Annotated in this window: 14 protein-coding genes; 9 read left to right on the top strand and 5 right to left on the bottom strand. The window is 60.6% G+C overall.

All coding sequences use genetic code 11. The annotated features are described in order from the left end of the window. Positions 1-199: 199 nt before the first annotated feature. The 3 genes from CRO18_RS02880 to CRO18_RS02890 all read left to right on the top strand — a co-directional run bounded on the left by CRO18_RS02880 (position 200) and on the right by CRO18_RS02890 (position 5,156). Positions 200-2,092, top strand: a complete 1,893-nt coding sequence (locus CRO18_RS02880) for a propionyl-CoA synthetase (protein WP_076485184.1) — start codon at positions 200-202, stop codon at positions 2,090-2,092. A 215-nt stretch (positions 2,093-2,307) separates the two neighbouring features. Beyond that, entirely contained in the window at positions 2,308-3,756 is a 1,449-nt protein-coding gene (locus CRO18_RS02885) for an ATP-binding protein (RefSeq protein WP_170952541.1), read from the top strand. After that, positions 3,753-5,156, top strand: coding sequence for a sigma-54 dependent transcriptional regulator (locus CRO18_RS02890; protein ID WP_097080994.1), 1,404 nt, complete (start codon positions 3,753-3,755; stop codon positions 5,154-5,156). The genes CRO18_RS02885 and CRO18_RS02890 overlap by 4 nt, the downstream gene beginning before the upstream one ends. Positions 5,157-5,166: 10 nt before the next feature. Here the strand turns inward: CRO18_RS02890 and CRO18_RS02895 are convergent, their stop codons facing one another. Continuing rightward, a complete protein-coding gene (locus CRO18_RS02895; RefSeq protein ID WP_076485299.1) occupies positions 5,167-5,928 on the bottom strand; it encodes an NAD kinase in 762 nt (253 codons plus the stop codon). Positions 5,929-6,111: 183 nt separating this feature from the next. On the opposite strand from CRO18_RS02895, the gene glyA reads away from it, so the two are divergent. Next, positions 6,112-7,404 (top strand): serine hydroxymethyltransferase, encoded by a 1,293-nt coding sequence (gene glyA, locus CRO18_RS02900; protein WP_076485182.1) that lies wholly within the window; start codon positions 6,112-6,114, stop codon positions 7,402-7,404. 55 nt (positions 7,405-7,459) lie between these two features. Here glyA and CRO18_RS02905 read toward each other — a convergent pair whose 3' ends face one another. Next, positions 7,460-7,816 carry a hypothetical protein gene (locus CRO18_RS02905; RefSeq protein ID WP_097080995.1) on the bottom strand — a complete coding sequence of 119 codons (357 nt, stop codon included), beginning with the start codon at positions 7,814-7,816 and terminating at the stop codon, positions 7,460-7,462. A 92-nt stretch (positions 7,817-7,908) separates the two neighbouring features. Here CRO18_RS02905 and CRO18_RS02910 point away from each other — a divergent pair, with 92 nt between their 5' ends. Beyond that, positions 7,909-8,688 (top strand): alpha/beta fold hydrolase, encoded by a 780-nt coding sequence (locus CRO18_RS02910; protein ID WP_097080996.1) that lies wholly within the window; start codon positions 7,909-7,911, stop codon positions 8,686-8,688. 3 nt (positions 8,689-8,691) lie between these two features. On the opposite strand, the gene CRO18_RS02915 is transcribed toward CRO18_RS02910, so the two are convergent. From CRO18_RS02915 to CRO18_RS02925, 3 genes are all read right to left on the bottom strand, one after another. Next, complete coding sequence (locus tag CRO18_RS02915) at positions 8,692-9,183, bottom strand: cytochrome b (protein WP_076485298.1); 492 nt, start codon at positions 9,181-9,183, stop codon at positions 8,692-8,694. A gap of 179 nt (positions 9,184-9,362) precedes the next feature. After that, positions 9,363-9,548 (bottom strand): hypothetical protein, encoded by a 186-nt coding sequence (locus tag CRO18_RS02920; RefSeq protein ID WP_076485297.1) that lies wholly within the window; start codon positions 9,546-9,548, stop codon positions 9,363-9,365. 138 nt (positions 9,549-9,686) lie between these two features. Further along, positions 9,687-9,941: a hypothetical protein gene (locus CRO18_RS02925; protein ID WP_249275972.1), complete on the bottom strand. Its 255-nt coding sequence runs from the start codon at positions 9,939-9,941 to the stop codon at positions 9,687-9,689. A gap of 317 nt (positions 9,942-10,258) precedes the next feature. Here CRO18_RS02925 and CRO18_RS02935 point away from each other — a divergent pair, with 317 nt between their 5' ends. The 4 genes from CRO18_RS02935 (at position 10,259) to CRO18_RS02950 (ending at position 16,892) form a co-directional block, all read left to right on the top strand. Beyond that, positions 10,259-11,380, top strand: a complete 1,122-nt coding sequence (locus CRO18_RS02935) for an efflux RND transporter periplasmic adaptor subunit (RefSeq protein WP_097081000.1) — start codon at positions 10,259-10,261, stop codon at positions 11,378-11,380. A 10-nt stretch (positions 11,381-11,390) separates the two neighbouring features. Further along, positions 11,391-14,462: an efflux RND transporter permease subunit gene (locus tag CRO18_RS02940; RefSeq protein WP_097081001.1), complete on the top strand. Its 3,072-nt coding sequence runs from the start codon at positions 11,391-11,393 to the stop codon at positions 14,460-14,462. 184 nt (positions 14,463-14,646) lie between these two features. Then, on the top strand, positions 14,647-15,852 hold the full coding sequence (locus CRO18_RS02945; RefSeq protein WP_097081002.1) for an aminopeptidase P family protein: 1,206 nt from the start codon (positions 14,647-14,649) through the stop codon (positions 15,850-15,852). 191 nt (positions 15,853-16,043) lie between these two features. Then, positions 16,044-16,892, top strand: coding sequence for a L,D-transpeptidase (locus CRO18_RS02950; RefSeq protein WP_249275973.1), 849 nt, complete (start codon positions 16,044-16,046; stop codon positions 16,890-16,892). Positions 16,893-17,021: the final 129 nt, after the last annotated feature.

Below are 17,021 nucleotides of genomic sequence, written 5' to 3' on the forward strand. Positions count from 1 at the left end.
CTGCAAAGTGCGCAAACTTTGCAAACTCCGCCCAAGAATGCACATCTGTAAATATATCGAGCCTGTTTGCAAAAGTTTGCGGGCGAAAAACGGGCCAGTTCTGCAAATTTTTGTGTAGGGCCTAGACCTGCGACGGTAACAATCTTGCAGAAATCTTTCCATCTGCATAACAAGCTTACAAGAGTGGAGGAGGGATACCATGGGATACAATGAGGTTTACGGTGCTTGGAAGGCGGATCCGGAAGGGTTCTGGATGGAGGCCGCCAAGGGAATCGATTGGGACGAAGCCCCGTCAAAAGCCTTCTTCGAGCAAGGTCCGGCCGGGGAATGGTTTGCTGACGCAAAGGTGAACACCTGCTGGAACGCCGTCGATCGCCATGTGGAGGCAGGGCGTGGCGACCAGATCGCGATCATGCACGAAAGCCCGATCACCCATTCGACCAAGGGCATTACCTATAAAGAACTCCAAGCGCGTGTTGCCAGCCTTGCCGGGGCGCTGCGGATGCGCGGCGTGGAAAAGGGCGACCGCGTCATCATCTATATGCCGATGATCCCCGAAGCGCTTGAGGCGATGCTCGCCTGTGCGCGGATTGGCGCGATCCATTCGGTGGTGTTTGGCGGCTTTGCGGCGCACGAACTCGCTGTGCGGATTGACGACTGCACGCCCAAAGCGATCATCGCCGCCTCTTGCGGCCTCGAGCCGAACCGCGTTGTGCACTACAAACCGCTGCTCGACGCCGCGATTGACCAAGCCAAGCACAAGCCCGAGTTCTGCGTGATCTTCCAGCGCGAACAGGAAGTGGCGAAGCTGGTCGAAGGCCGCGACTTCAGCTGGCACGGCTTCCAATATGGCGTGAAGCCCGCCGAATGCGTGCCGGTTGATGGCAACCACCCCGCCTATATCCTTTACACCTCGGGCACCACGGGCCAGCCCAAAGGCGTGATCCGTGCGACCGCCGGGCACCTTGTGGCGCTGCATTGGTCGATGAAAGCGATCTACAACATTGATCCGGGTGACCGCTTCTGGGCCGCCTCGGACGTGGGTTGGGTCGTGGGCCACAGCTACATCTGCTATGGGCCGCTTTTGGCGGGCGCCACCACGGTGGTGTTTGAAGGGAAACCGGTTGGCACCCCGCACCCGGGCGTGTTCTGGCGGATCATCCAAAACCACCGCATCAAGAGCTTCTTCACCGCGCCGACCGCGTTGCGCGCCATTCGCCGCGAAGACCCGGATGGGGAGTATATCAAGCGCTACAAACTGCACGAGATGCAGGCGCTGTTCTTGGCGGGCGAACGCGCCGACCCGGATACGGTCAAATGGGCGCAAGATCACCTTGGTGTGCCGGTGATCGACCACTGGTGGCAAACCGAAACCGGCTGGGCGATTGCGGGCAACCCGCTGGGCATTGAACTTCTGCCGGTGAAGATGGGCTCGCCCACCAAAGCGATGCCGGGCTATGATGTTCAAGTGCTTGATGAAGGCGGCCATCCGGTGGAACCGGGCACTTTGGGCGCGATTGCGATCAAACTGCCGCTGCCTCCCGGTACGCTTCCGACGCTGTGGAACGCCGAAGAGCGCTTCAAGAAAAGCTATCTGGAGCATTTCCCCGGCTATTATGAAACCGGCGATGCGGGCTACTTGGATGAAGATGGTTACATCTACATCATGTCGCGCACCGATGACGTGATCAACGTCGCGGGCCACCGCCTGTCGACCGGTGCGATGGAAGAGGTGATCGCCTCGCACCCGGACGTGGCCGAATGCGCGGTGATCGGCGTCTCTGACACGCTCAAAGGGCAACTTCCGATGGGCTTCCTGTGCCTGCAAAAAAGCTGCACCAAGTCGCATGCCGAAGTGATCCGCGAATGCGTGACCTTGGTGCGCGATCAGATCGGCCCGGTTGCTGCCTTCAAGCTGGCCGTGATCGTGGACCGGCTGCCGAAGACCCGCTCGGGCAAAATCTTGCGCGCCACGATGGTGAAAATCGCCGATGGGGAAGAGTTCAAAATGCCCGCGACGATCGACGATCCGGCGATTCTCGATGAGATCGCGGATGCGCTGAAAAGCATCGGCTTCCCGGCTGCGGCCTAAGAAAGATCCCTCTAAAACTCCGGCGGAGGCCTTCTGGCCTCCGCCAAAGCATATAAAATGCACTTTGTGAGGGTGGTCACACCAAGGATCGCTTGATCTTCCTGCATCTTGTCGGAATCATTCGGCCGGGTGCCATCATGAATAAATTGTTACCAAAGCCTGGACCCGACGGAGATGTCGGCATACCGCAAGAGAAGGCCAGGCTAGGACGGGTCATGCTCTTGGGGCATGATTTGCGCACCGCAGTCTCAGACATTTTGGGCGGGCTTCGGCTTTTGGCCCATGAAGACATGAGCCACAGCATGCGGCTGCAGCTTGAGCGTATGCGCGCCGCCGGCGAAGATATGGCCCGGCTGCTCGAAGAAGGGATCGAGATCGTCACAGATCAGACGATCGGCCCGCTACGCCAAACCGTACAGCTCGCTCGCGTGATCTATGACATTGAAATGCGCTGGAGCGGGCGCGCCCTCGAAAAAGGCTTGGGCTTTCATGTGGCCATCGCGCCGAATGTGCCGATGGAGGTGCAACTGGACCGCATCGCGCTGGAACGGGTGCTGTCCAACCTGCTTTCTAATGCGGTGAAATACACTTACTGCGGGACGGTGCGGCTGCTTGTGGCACTTGAGGCCGAGCGATTGCAGTTCTCCGTGTCAGATGACGGGCCGGGCTTTTCGGATGATGTGATGGCACGGCTTTTTGAGCCGGGCGCGCGTGGCGATGTCTCTCAGGCGGGCAGCGGGCTTGGGCTTTATATCTCGCGCGATATGGCCGAGCGGCTGGACGGGCGGATTGAGATTGCCAACCGCCCGGAAGGGGGGGCCTTGGTGGCGCTGTCGCTGCCCGTTGAACCGCTCCTTCCCGCCGATGCGCAGATTGAAATACCCCTGCCGGTCCTTAACGGGATGCGCGTGTTGGTGGCCGAGGATTCCGCGCTTAGCCAAGCGGTGGCGGGGCATATGCTTTCCACTATGGGCGCGCACTGCGACTATGCCGCCGATGGGGTTGAGGCCCTGCAAAAGCTTGAAACGGACAGCTACGATCTTGCCGTGATTGATGTGGAGATGCCACGTCTCTCTGGGCTTGATCTGATGCAGGCGCTGCGCTCTGGCCGTGGGCCGCACGCGGCAATGCCGATTGTGGCCTGCACCGCCTATGTGCTGCGGGCCAACCGCGATGCGGTTTTGGCCGCAGGTGCCGATGCGATCATTTCGAAACCGCTCACCACCCTTGCTCCCTTGGCCGAGGCGATCACGCTTGCGCTTGAGCGCGCGCGGCAAGACAAGACCTGCCCACCAATATTGCCCCCGGCCCCGCTTGACGAAACAACCTTTGAAACGCTGTTGCTGATCAACGGGCCAGAGGGATCACTCGACCTTCTCGACAGATTGCTCGATGATCTTTTGCGTGCCGAGCGTGGCCTTGTTTCCGGCCTCTACGAGCGCAATACAGAGACGATCCGGGCAGATACGCATGTGCTTGTTTCGGTCGCAGGCTCGATCGGGGCGGAAGCGCTGCGGACATTGGCCGAAGACCTCTCTCAGGCGGCCCAAAACAAGGATGAAACGGCGATGCAACTGATTGGACGGGCGGTGCTGGCGCAAACCGACCGCGTGATTGTTCATGCCTCGCGGCGCCTGACCCGGTTGGAAGAGAAATTGAAATGACGTCTGCTGCTGCCACGGAACCCAGCTTTGATCTGGATCCGACCCTGCCCCCTTCCGACTATGATATTCTGATCGTCGAAGATACGGCCTCGATGCGCACCATCTACGAGGCGCATATGCGCCGCGCGGGCTATCGCACGTTAGCAACCGGCACCGCAGGCGAGGCGCTGGAACTGTTTCGCGCCCATCGGGTTTCTGTGGTTCTGCTCGATCTTATGCTGCCCGACCGGGACGGGCTTGATCTGCTTATCGACCTGCTCGACGTGCGCCCCTCGACCTCGGTTGTGGTTGTCGCGGCCGAACGCTCGACCGAACGCACGGTAAGCGCGATCCGGCGCGGGGCGCTTGATTACCTCGTGAAACCGGTCAGCGAGACCCGGTTGATGGAAGCTGTGGAAGCCGCGCAGCGCGCCGCCAATCTGGCCCATCCGCCACATTCGAAACAGGCCCGCACGCCGGTGGGCGACTTCGTCGGACATTCTGCGCCTATGCTGGAGGTCTATGAAACGATCCGGGCCTGCGCACGCTCCATGGCCCCCGTTTGCATTATTGGCGAAAACGGCACCGGCAAAGAAATGGCCGCGCAAGCGATCCACCGTCTGTCTGACCGGGCACAGGGGCCATTCATCACGCTCGATTGCGGCGCGCTCACCTCGGACCGATTTGAGACCGAAGTCTTCGGGCATCGTCGCGGCGCCTTTGCCGGGGCGGTGAATGATCGGTTGGGCGCGGCCGAACTCGCCGATGGTGGCACGCTCTTCTTGGATGAAATCTGCGATCTGCCACTGGCGCTGCAAACCAAACTGTTGCGGTTCTTGCAAACCGGGCAAGTACATCCGCTTGGCGCAGAAGCGGCCCGGCGGGTGAACTTGCGCATTCTTGCAGCCACGTCCATCACGCCCGAAGAAGCCATGCGCCGGGGGCAACTTCGCAGCGACCTGTACTACCGATTGATGGTGGTGCCGCTGCGTATGCCCCCCTTACGCAACCGCCCCGAGGATATTCCGTTACTGGCCGATACCTTCTTGCACCGCTTTTCGGCATTGGAAGGGCGCGGGTTGAACACGATTGCGCCAGAGACGATGGCGCGGCTCAAGGCGCATAATTGGCCGGGCAATGTGCGCGAACTGGCCAATGTTGTGCGCGCCGCCACGGTCCTGCACGAAGGCGACATGGTGTTGCCCGACATGCTCCCGAAAGCCTTGCAGGACATCCCCTCCGCCGCGCCCGTTGCGGAGAACCGCCCAGATTTTGAGAGTATGACGCTCGCCGAACTGGAACGCGCCGCGATTGAGGCCGCCTTGGGCCGCCATGACGGGGCGGTGCAACGCGCCGCAGCCGATTTGGGGGTCGCACCCTCAACGCTTTACCGCAAGCTGGATACTTGGCGGCAAGACTAAGCGTTTGCGTTTAGGCGAATTGCTCGCGCATCAGCCGCTCTTCCAACCCATGACCGGGGTTGAAGAGAATGCGATGTATCACCTTCGGCTCAGACCGCACCTCGACCCAAAGCACAGGCGCAACCGAGCGGCTATCAGCATCGGCCATCACCGGGCGCTTTTCGGGCTCCAACACATCAAAGCGCACCAGCGCAGAGGAGGGCAGGATCGCCCCTTGCCACCGGCGCGGGCGGAACGGCGCGATCCCGGTCAGCGCCAGCACATCTGAGCCAATCGGCAAGATCGGCCCTTGGGCAGAATAGTTATAGGCGGTGGAGCCCGCAGGGGTGGAGATGATCGCGCCATCCGAAATCAGTTCCGGCATCCGCACCCGGCCATTGACCGAAATGCGCAGCTTCGCGGCCTGCGGCCCCGCGCGCAGCAGCGATACCTCGTTGATCGCCAAAGCTTCATGCAACGTGCCGTCGGCAGTTTCTGCGCGCATCGCGAGTGGGTTGATCGCCGCCTCTTCTGCCGCCGCCAACCGCTCGGGCAGGTTTTCGGCAGAATAATCGTTCATCAGAAAGCCGACCGAGCCGCGGTTCATGCCATAGACCGGAAGCCCCCGGTCCGCATGCAGGCATTGCAGCATGAAGCCATCGCCCCCCAACGCCACGATCACATCGGCGCGCTCAACCGGGGCCTGACCGTAAAGCCCAACCAAGTCTTCCAGCGCCTCTTGAGCACTTTCGGCCGGGGAGGCGGCGAAATGGATATGGTTCGGCCGGTTCATACCCGCCTCCGTCTGGCGTCGTAGTTTGGCCACAGGTGTCGCAAGCCAAAGCGGGAAACACAAGTCCGATCCGGTGCAACCCCGCTTTGCGACGCGCCAAATTGCCCATTCGTCGTTTTGAGCGCTTTCGGGGCGTAAATTTCTGCGATAAACCACCCACAACATTTCCAGCAGGAGACGCCCATGACCGCCCAACGCGACGCCGGCTTCTTTACCGAGAGCCTTTCTTCCCGTGACCCCGATCTGTTCGGTGCGATCCGCAACGAGCTTGGTCGCCAGCGCGACGAGATCGAGCTGATTGCCTCGGAAAACATCGTTTCGGCCGCCGTGATGGAAGCGCAAGGCTCCGTGATGACGAACAAATATGCCGAAGGCTATCCGGGCAAGCGCTACTATGGCGGCTGCCAATATGTGGACGTGGCCGAGCAACTGGCGATCGACCGCGCTTGCGAGCTTTTTGGCTGTGAATATGCCAACGTGCAGCCCAACTCGGGCAGCCAAGCCAACCAAGGCGTGTTCAACGCGCTGATCAAACCCGGCGACACGATCCTTGGTATGAACCTCGCCTCGGGCGGTCACCTGACCCACGGCGCGGCCCCGAACCAATCGGGCAAATGGTTCAACGCCGTGCAATACGGCGTGCGCGAAGACAACAACCTGATCGACTACGATCAAGTCGCCGCGCTGGCGAAGGAGCATCAGCCGAAACTGATCATCGCCGGCGGCTCGGCGATTCCGCGCCAAATCGACTTCGCGAAATTCCGCGAAATCGCCGATAGCGTTGGCGCTTACCTGATGGTCGACATGGCGCACTTTGCCGGTCTTGTGGCCGGTGGCGCGCACCCGTCGCCCTTCCCCTATGCCGATGTGGCCACCACCACGACCCACAAAACCCTGCGCGGCCCGCGCGGCGGCATGATCTTGACGAACAACGCCGAGATCCTGAAAAAGGTCAATTCGGCGATCTTCCCGGGCATCCAAGGCGGCCCGCTGATGCATGTCATCGCCGCGAAAGCCGTGGCTTTTGGCGAAGCGCTGCGCCCCGAGTTCAAGGTCTACGCCAAGCAAGTGATCGCCAACGCCCAAGCGCTGGCGGATGAGCTGGTCAAAGGGGGCCTCGCCATCGTCACCGGCGGCACCGACACCCACGTGATGCTGGTGGACCTGCGCCCGAAAGGTGTGAAAGGCAACGCGACCGATAAAGCCCTTGGCCGCGCCCATATCACCTGCAACAAAAACGGCATCCCGTTTGACCCGGAAAAACCGACCGTCACCTCGGGCATTCGTCTGGGCACGCCCGCTGGCACCACCCGCGGCTTTGGCGAAGAAGAGTTCCGCCAAATCGCCCGGATGATCATCAAAGTGGTCGATGGTCTGGCCGCCAATGGTGAAGATGGCAATGACGCGGTAGAAGCCGAAGTGCGCGCCGAAGTGGCCGAGCTTTGCGCCAAATTCCCGCTCTACCCGAACCTCTGATCGGGCGAGACACGAAATGGAAGGCCCCCAAACGGGGGCCTTTTTTCATGCCGTCTCAATAAACGAAAGCGAAGCCGACCCCGGCCATAATCAGCAGCCCCAAGACCACAGTCGTCACCACCTCAAGCAAGCGGCGCCCAAAACGCAGCGGCGCATCCAGCGGCTCAAGATAGTGCAGGCAGGTCTGGTAGGCGTGATGCAACTTGTCATGATCAAGCTGGCGCACCACCTTCGGGGCCCCAAGCATCGCTTGCGCCTCGGCAAGGTCCAACGCGGCGCGACGCACTTTGCGCGGCAAAGTGCGGTGGCGGCTGGCGATCCGGTCGGGCAGCGTGTGCCCGCGCGCCCCAAGGCGTTCGGCCAAAAGCTGCGAGACGCGCCCGCACATGCGCTGAAGCTCGCTTGGGTCCATGATGTCTCCCTCGGTTCGCGACCCTACGCTTTGGTATAGAGTCGCGCAACGCCCCACTGGTCGCACCCTGCCCGCTGCGCTAAGTCTCGCATATGCTCAACATCACAGCCCATGGCCCCGAAACCGATCTTCCGCCACTTCTTATTGCCCCGGGTCTTTTTGGCTCTGGCCGCAATTGGGGGGTGATTGCCAAAAACCTCAGCGCTGAACGGCGCGTGCTGGCGCTTGATCTGCGCAATCATGGGGACAGTTCTTGGGATGACAGCCATACCTACCCAGAGCTTGCCGCCGATATTGCGCAAGTGATCGAGGCCGAGGGCCGCGCCTGTGATCTGCTTGGTCATTCGATGGGCGGCAAAACGGCGATGATGCTGGCGTTGATGCACCCCGGTCTGGTGGAGCGGTTGGTGGTGGCCGATATCGCCCCCGTTGCCTATGGGCATGGCGCAACGCATGAAGGGCTGATTGCGGCCATGCAGGGGCTGAAAATCGACGATCTGACCAGCCGCATGGAAGCGGATCGGCGGCTTTCGGAAAGCGTGCACGACAAGGGCACCCGCGCGTTTTTGCTCCAATCGCTCGAACTACGAGAGGGCCCGGTGCGCTGGAAGCTCAACCTAGAGGCGCTGAAGGCAAACCTGCCCGCGATTTTGGGCTGGCCCGATCTGCCCACTGGGGTGAAACCCTTTGCCGGGCAAACGCTGTTCCTTTCGGGCGGAAACTCAAATTACCTTTTGCCCGAACACCATGAAAAAATCCGCGCGCTGTTCCCGCACGCGGACTTTGAAGTGATTGAGGGTGCGGGCCATTGGCTGCATGCCGAGCGCCCGAGACAGGTGGAAGCCGCGATTGCGGCCTTCCTGACGCGCTAGGCCTTAGTCTGCGGCTTTCATCATCCGGCCAATGACGCCGGTTTTCTCGATGAATTGCTGCTTCACGGCACCGGCGATGTGGATCAGCACCAACAGCATCAGCACGAATTTCATCACGCCATGAACGCCTGCGGCAAAGCCAAGGCCACCAAACCAAGCCATGCCGCCGCTGATCACCATCAAGATCAGCACGAGGTAAAGCGTGTGCTGCACGGCGGCGGCGATTTTGGTCATCATCGGGTTGTCGGTCGGCACCGGCGCGGGCGCGCCACGGGTGAAGCGCAGCACCATGCGCCAGATCACCATGACGAGGATCAGCACGCCGGTGAACACATGCAGCGGCACGGCGGCGTTGAAGGTCACGGCCTCCCCCTTCATCGAAGCGGAGAAGGCGTGGCTGATGAAGTCATGAAAGATGAATTGCGGAATGATCAGCGCGGCAACAATCCAGTGCAAAGCGATCTGGGCGCGGCTGTATCCTTGCGGAGCGGACATGGAATCCTCCTCAGAGAGCATGAATGAAACGCGGGGCAAGAAAGGCTTGCACAGCCCTTCTTGCCCCGCAAGCGGATAGATCAGCGCAGCCACAGGCCCCTTCCCATCCCCGGGCGCTGCCGATCTTTCCGATTTCCAAATAAGACTATCTCTGCTGCGTTCTGCCGCAGATCATTGGCTCACGCGTTGTCCTTGATCTGTTTGGCAACGATCCATGCGATCGGTAGCGCAACGATAAACCCGATGGCAGCGGCGTAGATCATGGATTTCGTGTTGATCATATTCATGGTCAGCGCAGCGGTAATGAGGATGCCGGCCAGCGTGGGCCCGGCAAGGGCATAGATAATGCCGAATAGACGAGTCATGTTATCCTCCAAAGCAACGCGTTTCATGCAAATTTCAATCATCTTTTCTCGGGCCGAAAATTGATCTGAATCATATTGCGATACCTGCAACCCTTTGCCCACGCGTGGCGCAATGTCGCACCCCCGGCGCGCGCCGGTTCAGCACGCCAATGCAAATCGCGCCTCGCCCGTGTCTCCGGGCAAGGAAGGGGAGCGCCACAGTCCGCGCGCCGCGCCAGTCACCCGGCAGCCAGAGGCTTCTTCCGCCGCGCGCACCATCAAGGCGGGGACCGGATCGCGCGCTTTGCGGGGCAAATAGCCCAGCCGCACCACCTCGGCATGGTTGTTTTTGACGAAAACGGTGAAGCCGATCCCCTCAAGCACCAGATCGTGGCGTGCCGCCCCAAAGAACACGGGTGCGGGGGAAGCCGTACAACCGACAAGCCCGAGCAATATCAGAAGATGTCTGACATGCCCCCGCAAGCTATGCCCTCCGTTTGGCGCTAAACCTATAGGTTCGGGCAGGAGGGTTAACAAAACCTTAACATCTGATGCTCACCTCTTCGTCGGCGCGGGCCACGATCGGCACCAAGATGCAACGGTTGTTGGCAATACAAGGGCCTGCGGCTTGTCTTTCTGCCCCGCCGACCTCATGTTGCGCGCAACATTGCCCGGGTTCGCCCTCGGGCTCTTGGGCGTGACCGCCCATCGGGAGAGGAACGGAGCCGCCCATGATCAAACGCTTTCTTATCGCCATTGTCGCCCTCGTCATCGTGGCGGGCGGGATCATCGGCTTCAATCTTTTCATGAGCCAGCTGATGACGAACATCTTCGCCAATATGAAAGCGCCGCCGGTTCCGGTGTCGGTCTCTGAGGTGACGGCAGGAAGCTGGGAACCGGGGATTGAGGCGATTGGCACAGCCTCAGCCGCGCGCGGCACCGATCTGGCGGTGGAGGCTGCTGGCATCGTGCGTGAAATCCGTTTCAAGGCGAATGACACGGTGCAAAAGGGGCAGGTGTTGGTGCAGATCGACGACCGCCAAGAGCGTGCCGATCTCGCATCGGCCAAGGCCGCGCTTGATCTGGCGGAAACCGCGCTGAAACGCGCCCGCGAGTTGCGCGAAAAAGGCGTCTCTGCCGTTTCAGCCCTCGATTCCGCCGAAGCCGCCGCGCTTGAAGCCCGCGCCGCCGTGGCGAAAATTGAAGCGACGCTTTCCACCAAACAACTCACCGCGCCCTTTGATGGCACGGTCGGCATTCCGCAAATTGAAACCGGGGCCTTTGTCGCGGCGGGCACGCCCTATGCCACGCTGCAAGACCGTTCCCACATGCGGGTTGATTTCGCTCTGACCGAACAACAAGCCGCGCTGGTAAAACCCGGCATGGTGGTGAACCTCACTTCGGAAGCGGGAGATATGGCGCTGGAAGGCACGATCAGCGGCATTGAACCGAAGATCGACCCAAACTCGCGCCTTGTAACAATGCGCGCCGAGGTGCCGAATGCCGATGGCGCGCTGACGCCGGGGCAGTTCTTGCATGTGCGCGTGGCGCTCCCGGTTGAGGAAAACATCATCGCGCTGCCGCAAACCGTGGTCACGGCGAGCCTTTATGGTGACAGCGTCTTTGTGGTGCGCGAGGTCACGCCCGAAGGCGCCGATGAACCGCAACTGCAAGCCAAGCAGGTCTTTATCAAAGTCGGCCGCCATGCGGGCGAGCGCGTTGAAATTCTGGAAGGGCTTTCGGTTGGCGACCAAGTGGTGAATGCGGGCCAAAACAAGCTGACTTCGGGCGCGCAGGTGTTCATTGACAACAGCCAAAGCCTTGTTGAACCCGCGCCAGCGGCCGAAAACTGAGGGAACGGGGATGCATTTTTCTGAAATCTTCATCCGCCGCCCCGTGCTTTCAACGGTGCTGGCCGCCTTTATGCTGCTGCTTGGCATTCAGGCGTTTTTCAACCTGCCGGTGCGCGAATATCCGAAGGTCGATGAGACCGTGGTGACCATCACCACAACCTATGTGGGCGCCTCGCCTGACCTTATTCAGGGCTTCATCACCGCGCCGATTTCGGCCGCTGTGGCAACGACCGAAGGCATTGACTATGTGGCCTCAAGCTCGATGCCTTCGGTCTCGCAGGTCTCGGTCAATATGAAGCTCGGCTCGGACCCAGATGCCGCGCTGACCGAGGTGATGTCAAAGGTGCAAGAGGTGCGCGGGGAACTGCCCTCCGATGCCGAAGACCCGGTGATTGTGAAGGGCACCGGCATGACCTTCGCGCTGATGTATTTGGCGGTGTTGAACCCCAATATGACGCCCGAACAACTGACCGAGTATTTGGAACGGGTGATCAGGCCGCGCATGTCGACGATTGAGGGCGTGGCCGAGATTGAGGTGATTGGTGCGTCGAACTATGCGATGCGGGTTTGGCTCGATCCGCTCAAACTGGCCGCGCGCAATGTGACTGCCGCCGAAGTGCTGGCGGCGATCCGCGCCTCGAACTTCTTGGCCGCGCCGGGCAAAACGGAAAACGACTATGTCACCCAGTCGATCACGCTGAAATCGACCCTGCAAACGCCCGAATCCTTTGGCGCGCTGCCAGTCCGGGCCGATGGCGATGCAGTGATCAGGTTGCGCGATGTGGCCTCGGTGGAACTTGCCTCGGATGATAGCGGCGAAATCGTCACCTTTGCGGGCAAACGCGGCACGTTCATTGGCGTTTACCCAACGCCTGCCGCCAACCCGCTTGATACCGCCGCCGCCGTGCGCGCCGAACTGCCCGACATCGCCGCGACCCTGCCCGAAGGCATGACGATTGAACTGGTCTATGACACGACCGAGCAAATCTCGGCCTCGATCGTTGAAGTGTTCAAAACCATTGCCGAGGCGGTGGCGATTGTGGTCGTGGTGATCTTGCTCTTCCTTGGCTCGATCCGCTCGGTGGTGATGCCGATTGTCACGATCCCGCTGTCGCTGATTGGGGTGATGGCGGTGCTGTTGGCGCTTGGCTACTCGATCAACCTACTCACGCTTTTGGCGATGGTTCTGGCCATTGGGCTTGTTGTGGATGACGCCATTGTCGTGGTCGAAAACATCCACCGCCACATGGAAGAAGAGGGGATGAAAGCGATCCCCGCCGCCGTGCAAAGCATGAAAGAAATCTCGGGCGCGGTGGTGGCGATGACCATCACCTTGGCCGCCGTGCTCACGCCCCTGGCCTTCACCGGCGGGCTGACTGGCTCACTTTTCACCGAATTTGCCTTCACGCTCGCAGGCTCGGTGGTGCTGTCAGGCCTGATCGCGCTGACGATTACGCCGATGATGTCAGGCCGGATTTTGCAAGAAGGCCATGCCACGGGTTTTGCCGCCTTTGTGGACCGCACCTTTGAGCGCTTCGCCGGCTGGTATGAGCGGCGCGTTTCTGGCTCGCTCGACTATCGCCCGGTGACACTGCTGATCGTCGTCGTGCTGATCGGCACGATGGGCTTTATGTTCCCGCGCACGCAAACCGAGCTTGCCCCCGAAGAAGATCAGGGCGCGGTGATCGCGATGCTGCAAGGCCCGCGCTACGCAACCTCGGATTACACCGCGCATTACATTGACGCGCTAAACCAAAAAACAAGCGCGATCCCAGAGGTGAAAACCTCCTTCTCCATCGCGGGTTTTGGGGGCGCCGATAGTATGGGGATCGCGATTTGGGCGCTGAAAGACTGGTCTGATCGGGACCGCAGCCAAAAAGAAGTCCAGACCGATGTGCAGGCGGGCATTGATGCCTCAACCGGGTTGCAGGGCTTTGCTTTTGCCCCGCCGACTCTGCCCGGTGCGGGCGGCAGCCTGCCGATTTCGGTTGTGGTGCAATCAATCCACGGGGTGGATCGCGTGGCCGAGATTTCAGAAGAAATCCGCCAACGCGCCATGGCCACGCATAAATTCATCTTCGTGCAAAACTCGCTTTCGGTCGATGCGCCCGAAGTCGTGGTGACGATTGATCGTGACCGCGCGGCAGCGCTCAATGTCTCGGTGTCGGATATTGCCACCACGCTTGGCCTGATGGTCGGCGGTGCTTCGGTGGCGCAGTTCGACCGCGATTCCAACAGCTATGACATCATCTTGCAGGTGCCGCAGGACTTCCGTGCGAACCCAGAGGATTTGGGGCGTTATTTCGTGCGTGCCTCCACCGGCGATATGGTGCCACTCTCTTCGGTGGTCTCGCACAAATCCAACTCGATCGCCTCAACGGTGGAGCAGTTCAACCAGCTCAACTCGGCCACGATCTCGGCGCTGCCGATCCCCGGCCAATCTTCGGGCGATGGTTTGGCGGCGATTGTGCAAATCGCGCAAGAGGTGCTGCCGGAGGGCTTCTTCCTCGATTACACGGGCCAATCAAGGCTGGAGCAAACGCAGGGCAACACGCTTTTGCTGGCCTTTGGTGCGGCGGTGCTGGTGATCTACCTCGTGCTTGCGGCACAGTTTGAAAGCTTCCGCGACCCGTTCATCATCTTGATGGCGGTGCCGCTCACCATCTTTGGCGCGATCTTGCCGCTTAACCTCGGGCTGGGCACGCTCAATATCTACAGCCAAGTCGGGCTGATCACGCTGATTGGCCTGATCACCAAGCACGGCATCTTGATGGTGGAATTCGCCAACCAACAACGCGAGCAAAAGGGCATGACCCGGCGCGATGCGATTGTGGCCGCTGCAAAAACCCGCCTGCGCCCAATCCTTATGACCACAGCCGCGATGGCTTTGGCTGTGGTGCCTTTGGTGCTGGCGCAAGGCGCGGGCGCTGCGGCGCGCGAGGCAATGGGGATCGTGATGTTCTCGGGCCTTTTGATCGGGACGATGTTCACACTGTTCGTGGTGCCGATGTTCTACACCTTCATCGCCCCTTCGGATGAGGCGTTCAAAGCCGCAAACGAAAAACGGCTCGCCGCAGGCTAAGCCGCGCAAATCTGAACCCAAGGGGCGTGGGGCGCTTGCAAGCCCCGCGCCCCTTTGCCATTCTGGGTTTGAGCCGTGGCGATGGCGTCGCCACAGGGCATACTTGCCTGATGCTTGTGGTTCGCCCACAACCGTCCTGAACGCCGGGATCTTTTAGGGTCCCCAGCGGACCAAAGGACAAAAGATGCAAAGACCCGAATTTTACACCTGCGAAAACGGCTCCAAAGCCCCCCTGCCTTTTAGCGCCGAGGAATATGAAACCCGGCTTGCGGGCCTGCGCGATGTGATGGAACTGCACAGCCTTGATGCGGTGCTGCTGACCTCGATGCACAATATCGCTTACTACTCGGGCTTTCTTTATTGCAGCTTTGGGCGGCCCTATGGGCTGGTTGTCACCAAAGATCGTTCGGTGGTGATTTCGGCAGGGATCGATGCGGGCCAACCGTGGCGGCGCTGCCACGGCGAGGCGCTCACCTATACCGATTGGGCGCGCGATAATTATTGGCGCGCCGTCGCGCATATCATCGGCACCGGAAAAGCGGTGGGGTGTGAGGCCGATCACCTGACAATGATCAACGCCGATAAATTCAGCCATTTCCTCAAACCCAAGCGCGGGCTGGATGTGGCCCCAGCGACGATGGCGCAGCGGATGGTCAAATCCGAAGCCGAGATTGAGCTGATCAAACATGGTGCAGCGGTGGCCGACGTGGGCGGCTATGCGATCCATGATGCGATCAAAGAAGGCATCCGCGAGATTGACGTGGCGATGGCAGGCCGCGACGCGATGGAAACGGAAATCGCCAAGCGCTTCCCCGATGCCGAATACCGCGACACTTGGGTGTGGTTCCAATCGGGGCTGAACACGGATGGCGCCCATAACCCGGTGACGGGGCGCAAACTCAAGCGCGGCGATATTTTAAGCCTCAACTGCTTCCCGATGATTTCTGGCTATTACACCGCGCTCGAACGCACGATGTTTGTCGGCGAAGTGGATGACGCAAGCCGCAAGATTTGGGAGGCCAATGTCGCCGCGCATGAATATGGCATGAGCCTTTTGGTGCCCGGCGCGCGCTGCGATGAGATCACGCAAAAGATCAACGCCTTCTTTGCCGAACGTGACCTGCTGCAGTACCGCACCTTCGGCTACGGTCATTCGTTTGGTGTGCTCAGCCATTACTATGGCCGCGAGGCGGGGCTAGAGTTGCGCGAAGATATCGACACCGTGCTCGAACCCGGCATGGTGATCTCGATGGAGCCGATGCTGACGCTTCCCGAAGGAATGCCCGGCGCAGGTGGCTACCGCGAGCACGATATTTTGGTGATCGGCGAAGAGGGGTCTGAGGACATTACCAAATACCCCTATGGCTCCGACTTCAACGTGGTGGGCTAAACGTTTCGCGGGGGCAGCACTGCTTGCCCCTGCATCAGCCATGCCCTCAGCCGCGCGATTGCACCGATTTCGGGCAGATTGGCGCGGTTTCCGTGGCCCAAGGGGTTGACCTTAGGGCCTATGCACGGCGTCCTTGCGGTTCACAGCCCCCAGCTGCCGGGGGATTCGTTTCATTCGACAGGTGCTGCCCCGTGTCCCTTTTCTCATCCCGATTTCATTTGCCCTTCGCGGGGCTTGTCGCTGCTGCCCTTCTGGCAGGCTGCGCCGCTGATCCGATGACGCCTGCCGGGCTGTCTTCGTCTTCCGCAGTGCCGCGTGAATATCAGGCCCGTGCGGATGGGGAACGTGTCGTTCCGGCGGTGGACCCCGCCTATCTGGTGGAGCGCAACCGTCGCCGCTGGGTTGAATATGAGGGCCCCGAAGCACCGGGAACCGTTGTGATCGACCCCTATGCCCGGCTGCTTTATCACATTGTTGAAGAGGGCAAAGCGATGCGCTTTGGCATTGCCGTTGGCAAAGAGGGGCGCGGTTTTTCCGGCAATGCGGTGATCTCGCGCAAGGAAGAATACCCCTATTGGCAACCGACGGCGCGGATGGTCCGGTCTGACCCTGCGCTTTACGGCCCGCTGGCGGGTGGCCTACAGGGTGGGCTAGATAACCCGCTTGGGGCGCGTGCGCTTTACCTCTACCGCAATGGGCGCGACACCTATTACCGCATCCACGGCACGATGGACCCGTCGTCCATCGGCAAGGCCACCTCGGCGGGCTGCATTCGGCTCTTCAACCAAGACATCATCGACATGTTTGATGAAACCGAACTCGGCACCAAGGTCCGGGTACGCACCCGCGCCGAAAGCCTTGAGATGGAAGGCCCGATGCATGAGCTGCACAGCGGCTACGTCGTGCCAGCCGATGCCGAAAAGATCATTGCGGCGGATGAGGCGGCTTGGGAAGCAGGCAAGATCCGCGATGCCGAGGAGCTAGAGGCGGAACAGCATGCTGCCGCCGTTGCCTCCGCTGAAGAGCGCGCGACCAACTGATTTTTTCCACAGGATCTATCAGGGGCGGGTCTTACCCCCCCTTTTTCGTGTTCGCCCACCAAGGCAAGCCCTTCCGCACGCGCTGCGCCGCAGCGTTCCGCTTTGCAAATCCCGGGCAGAGGGTCTATG

This window comes from Rhodobacter sp. JA431, from assembly GCF_900217725.1.
Taxonomy (GTDB): Bacteria; Pseudomonadota; Alphaproteobacteria; order Rhodobacterales; family Rhodobacteraceae; genus Rhodobacter; species Rhodobacter aestuarii.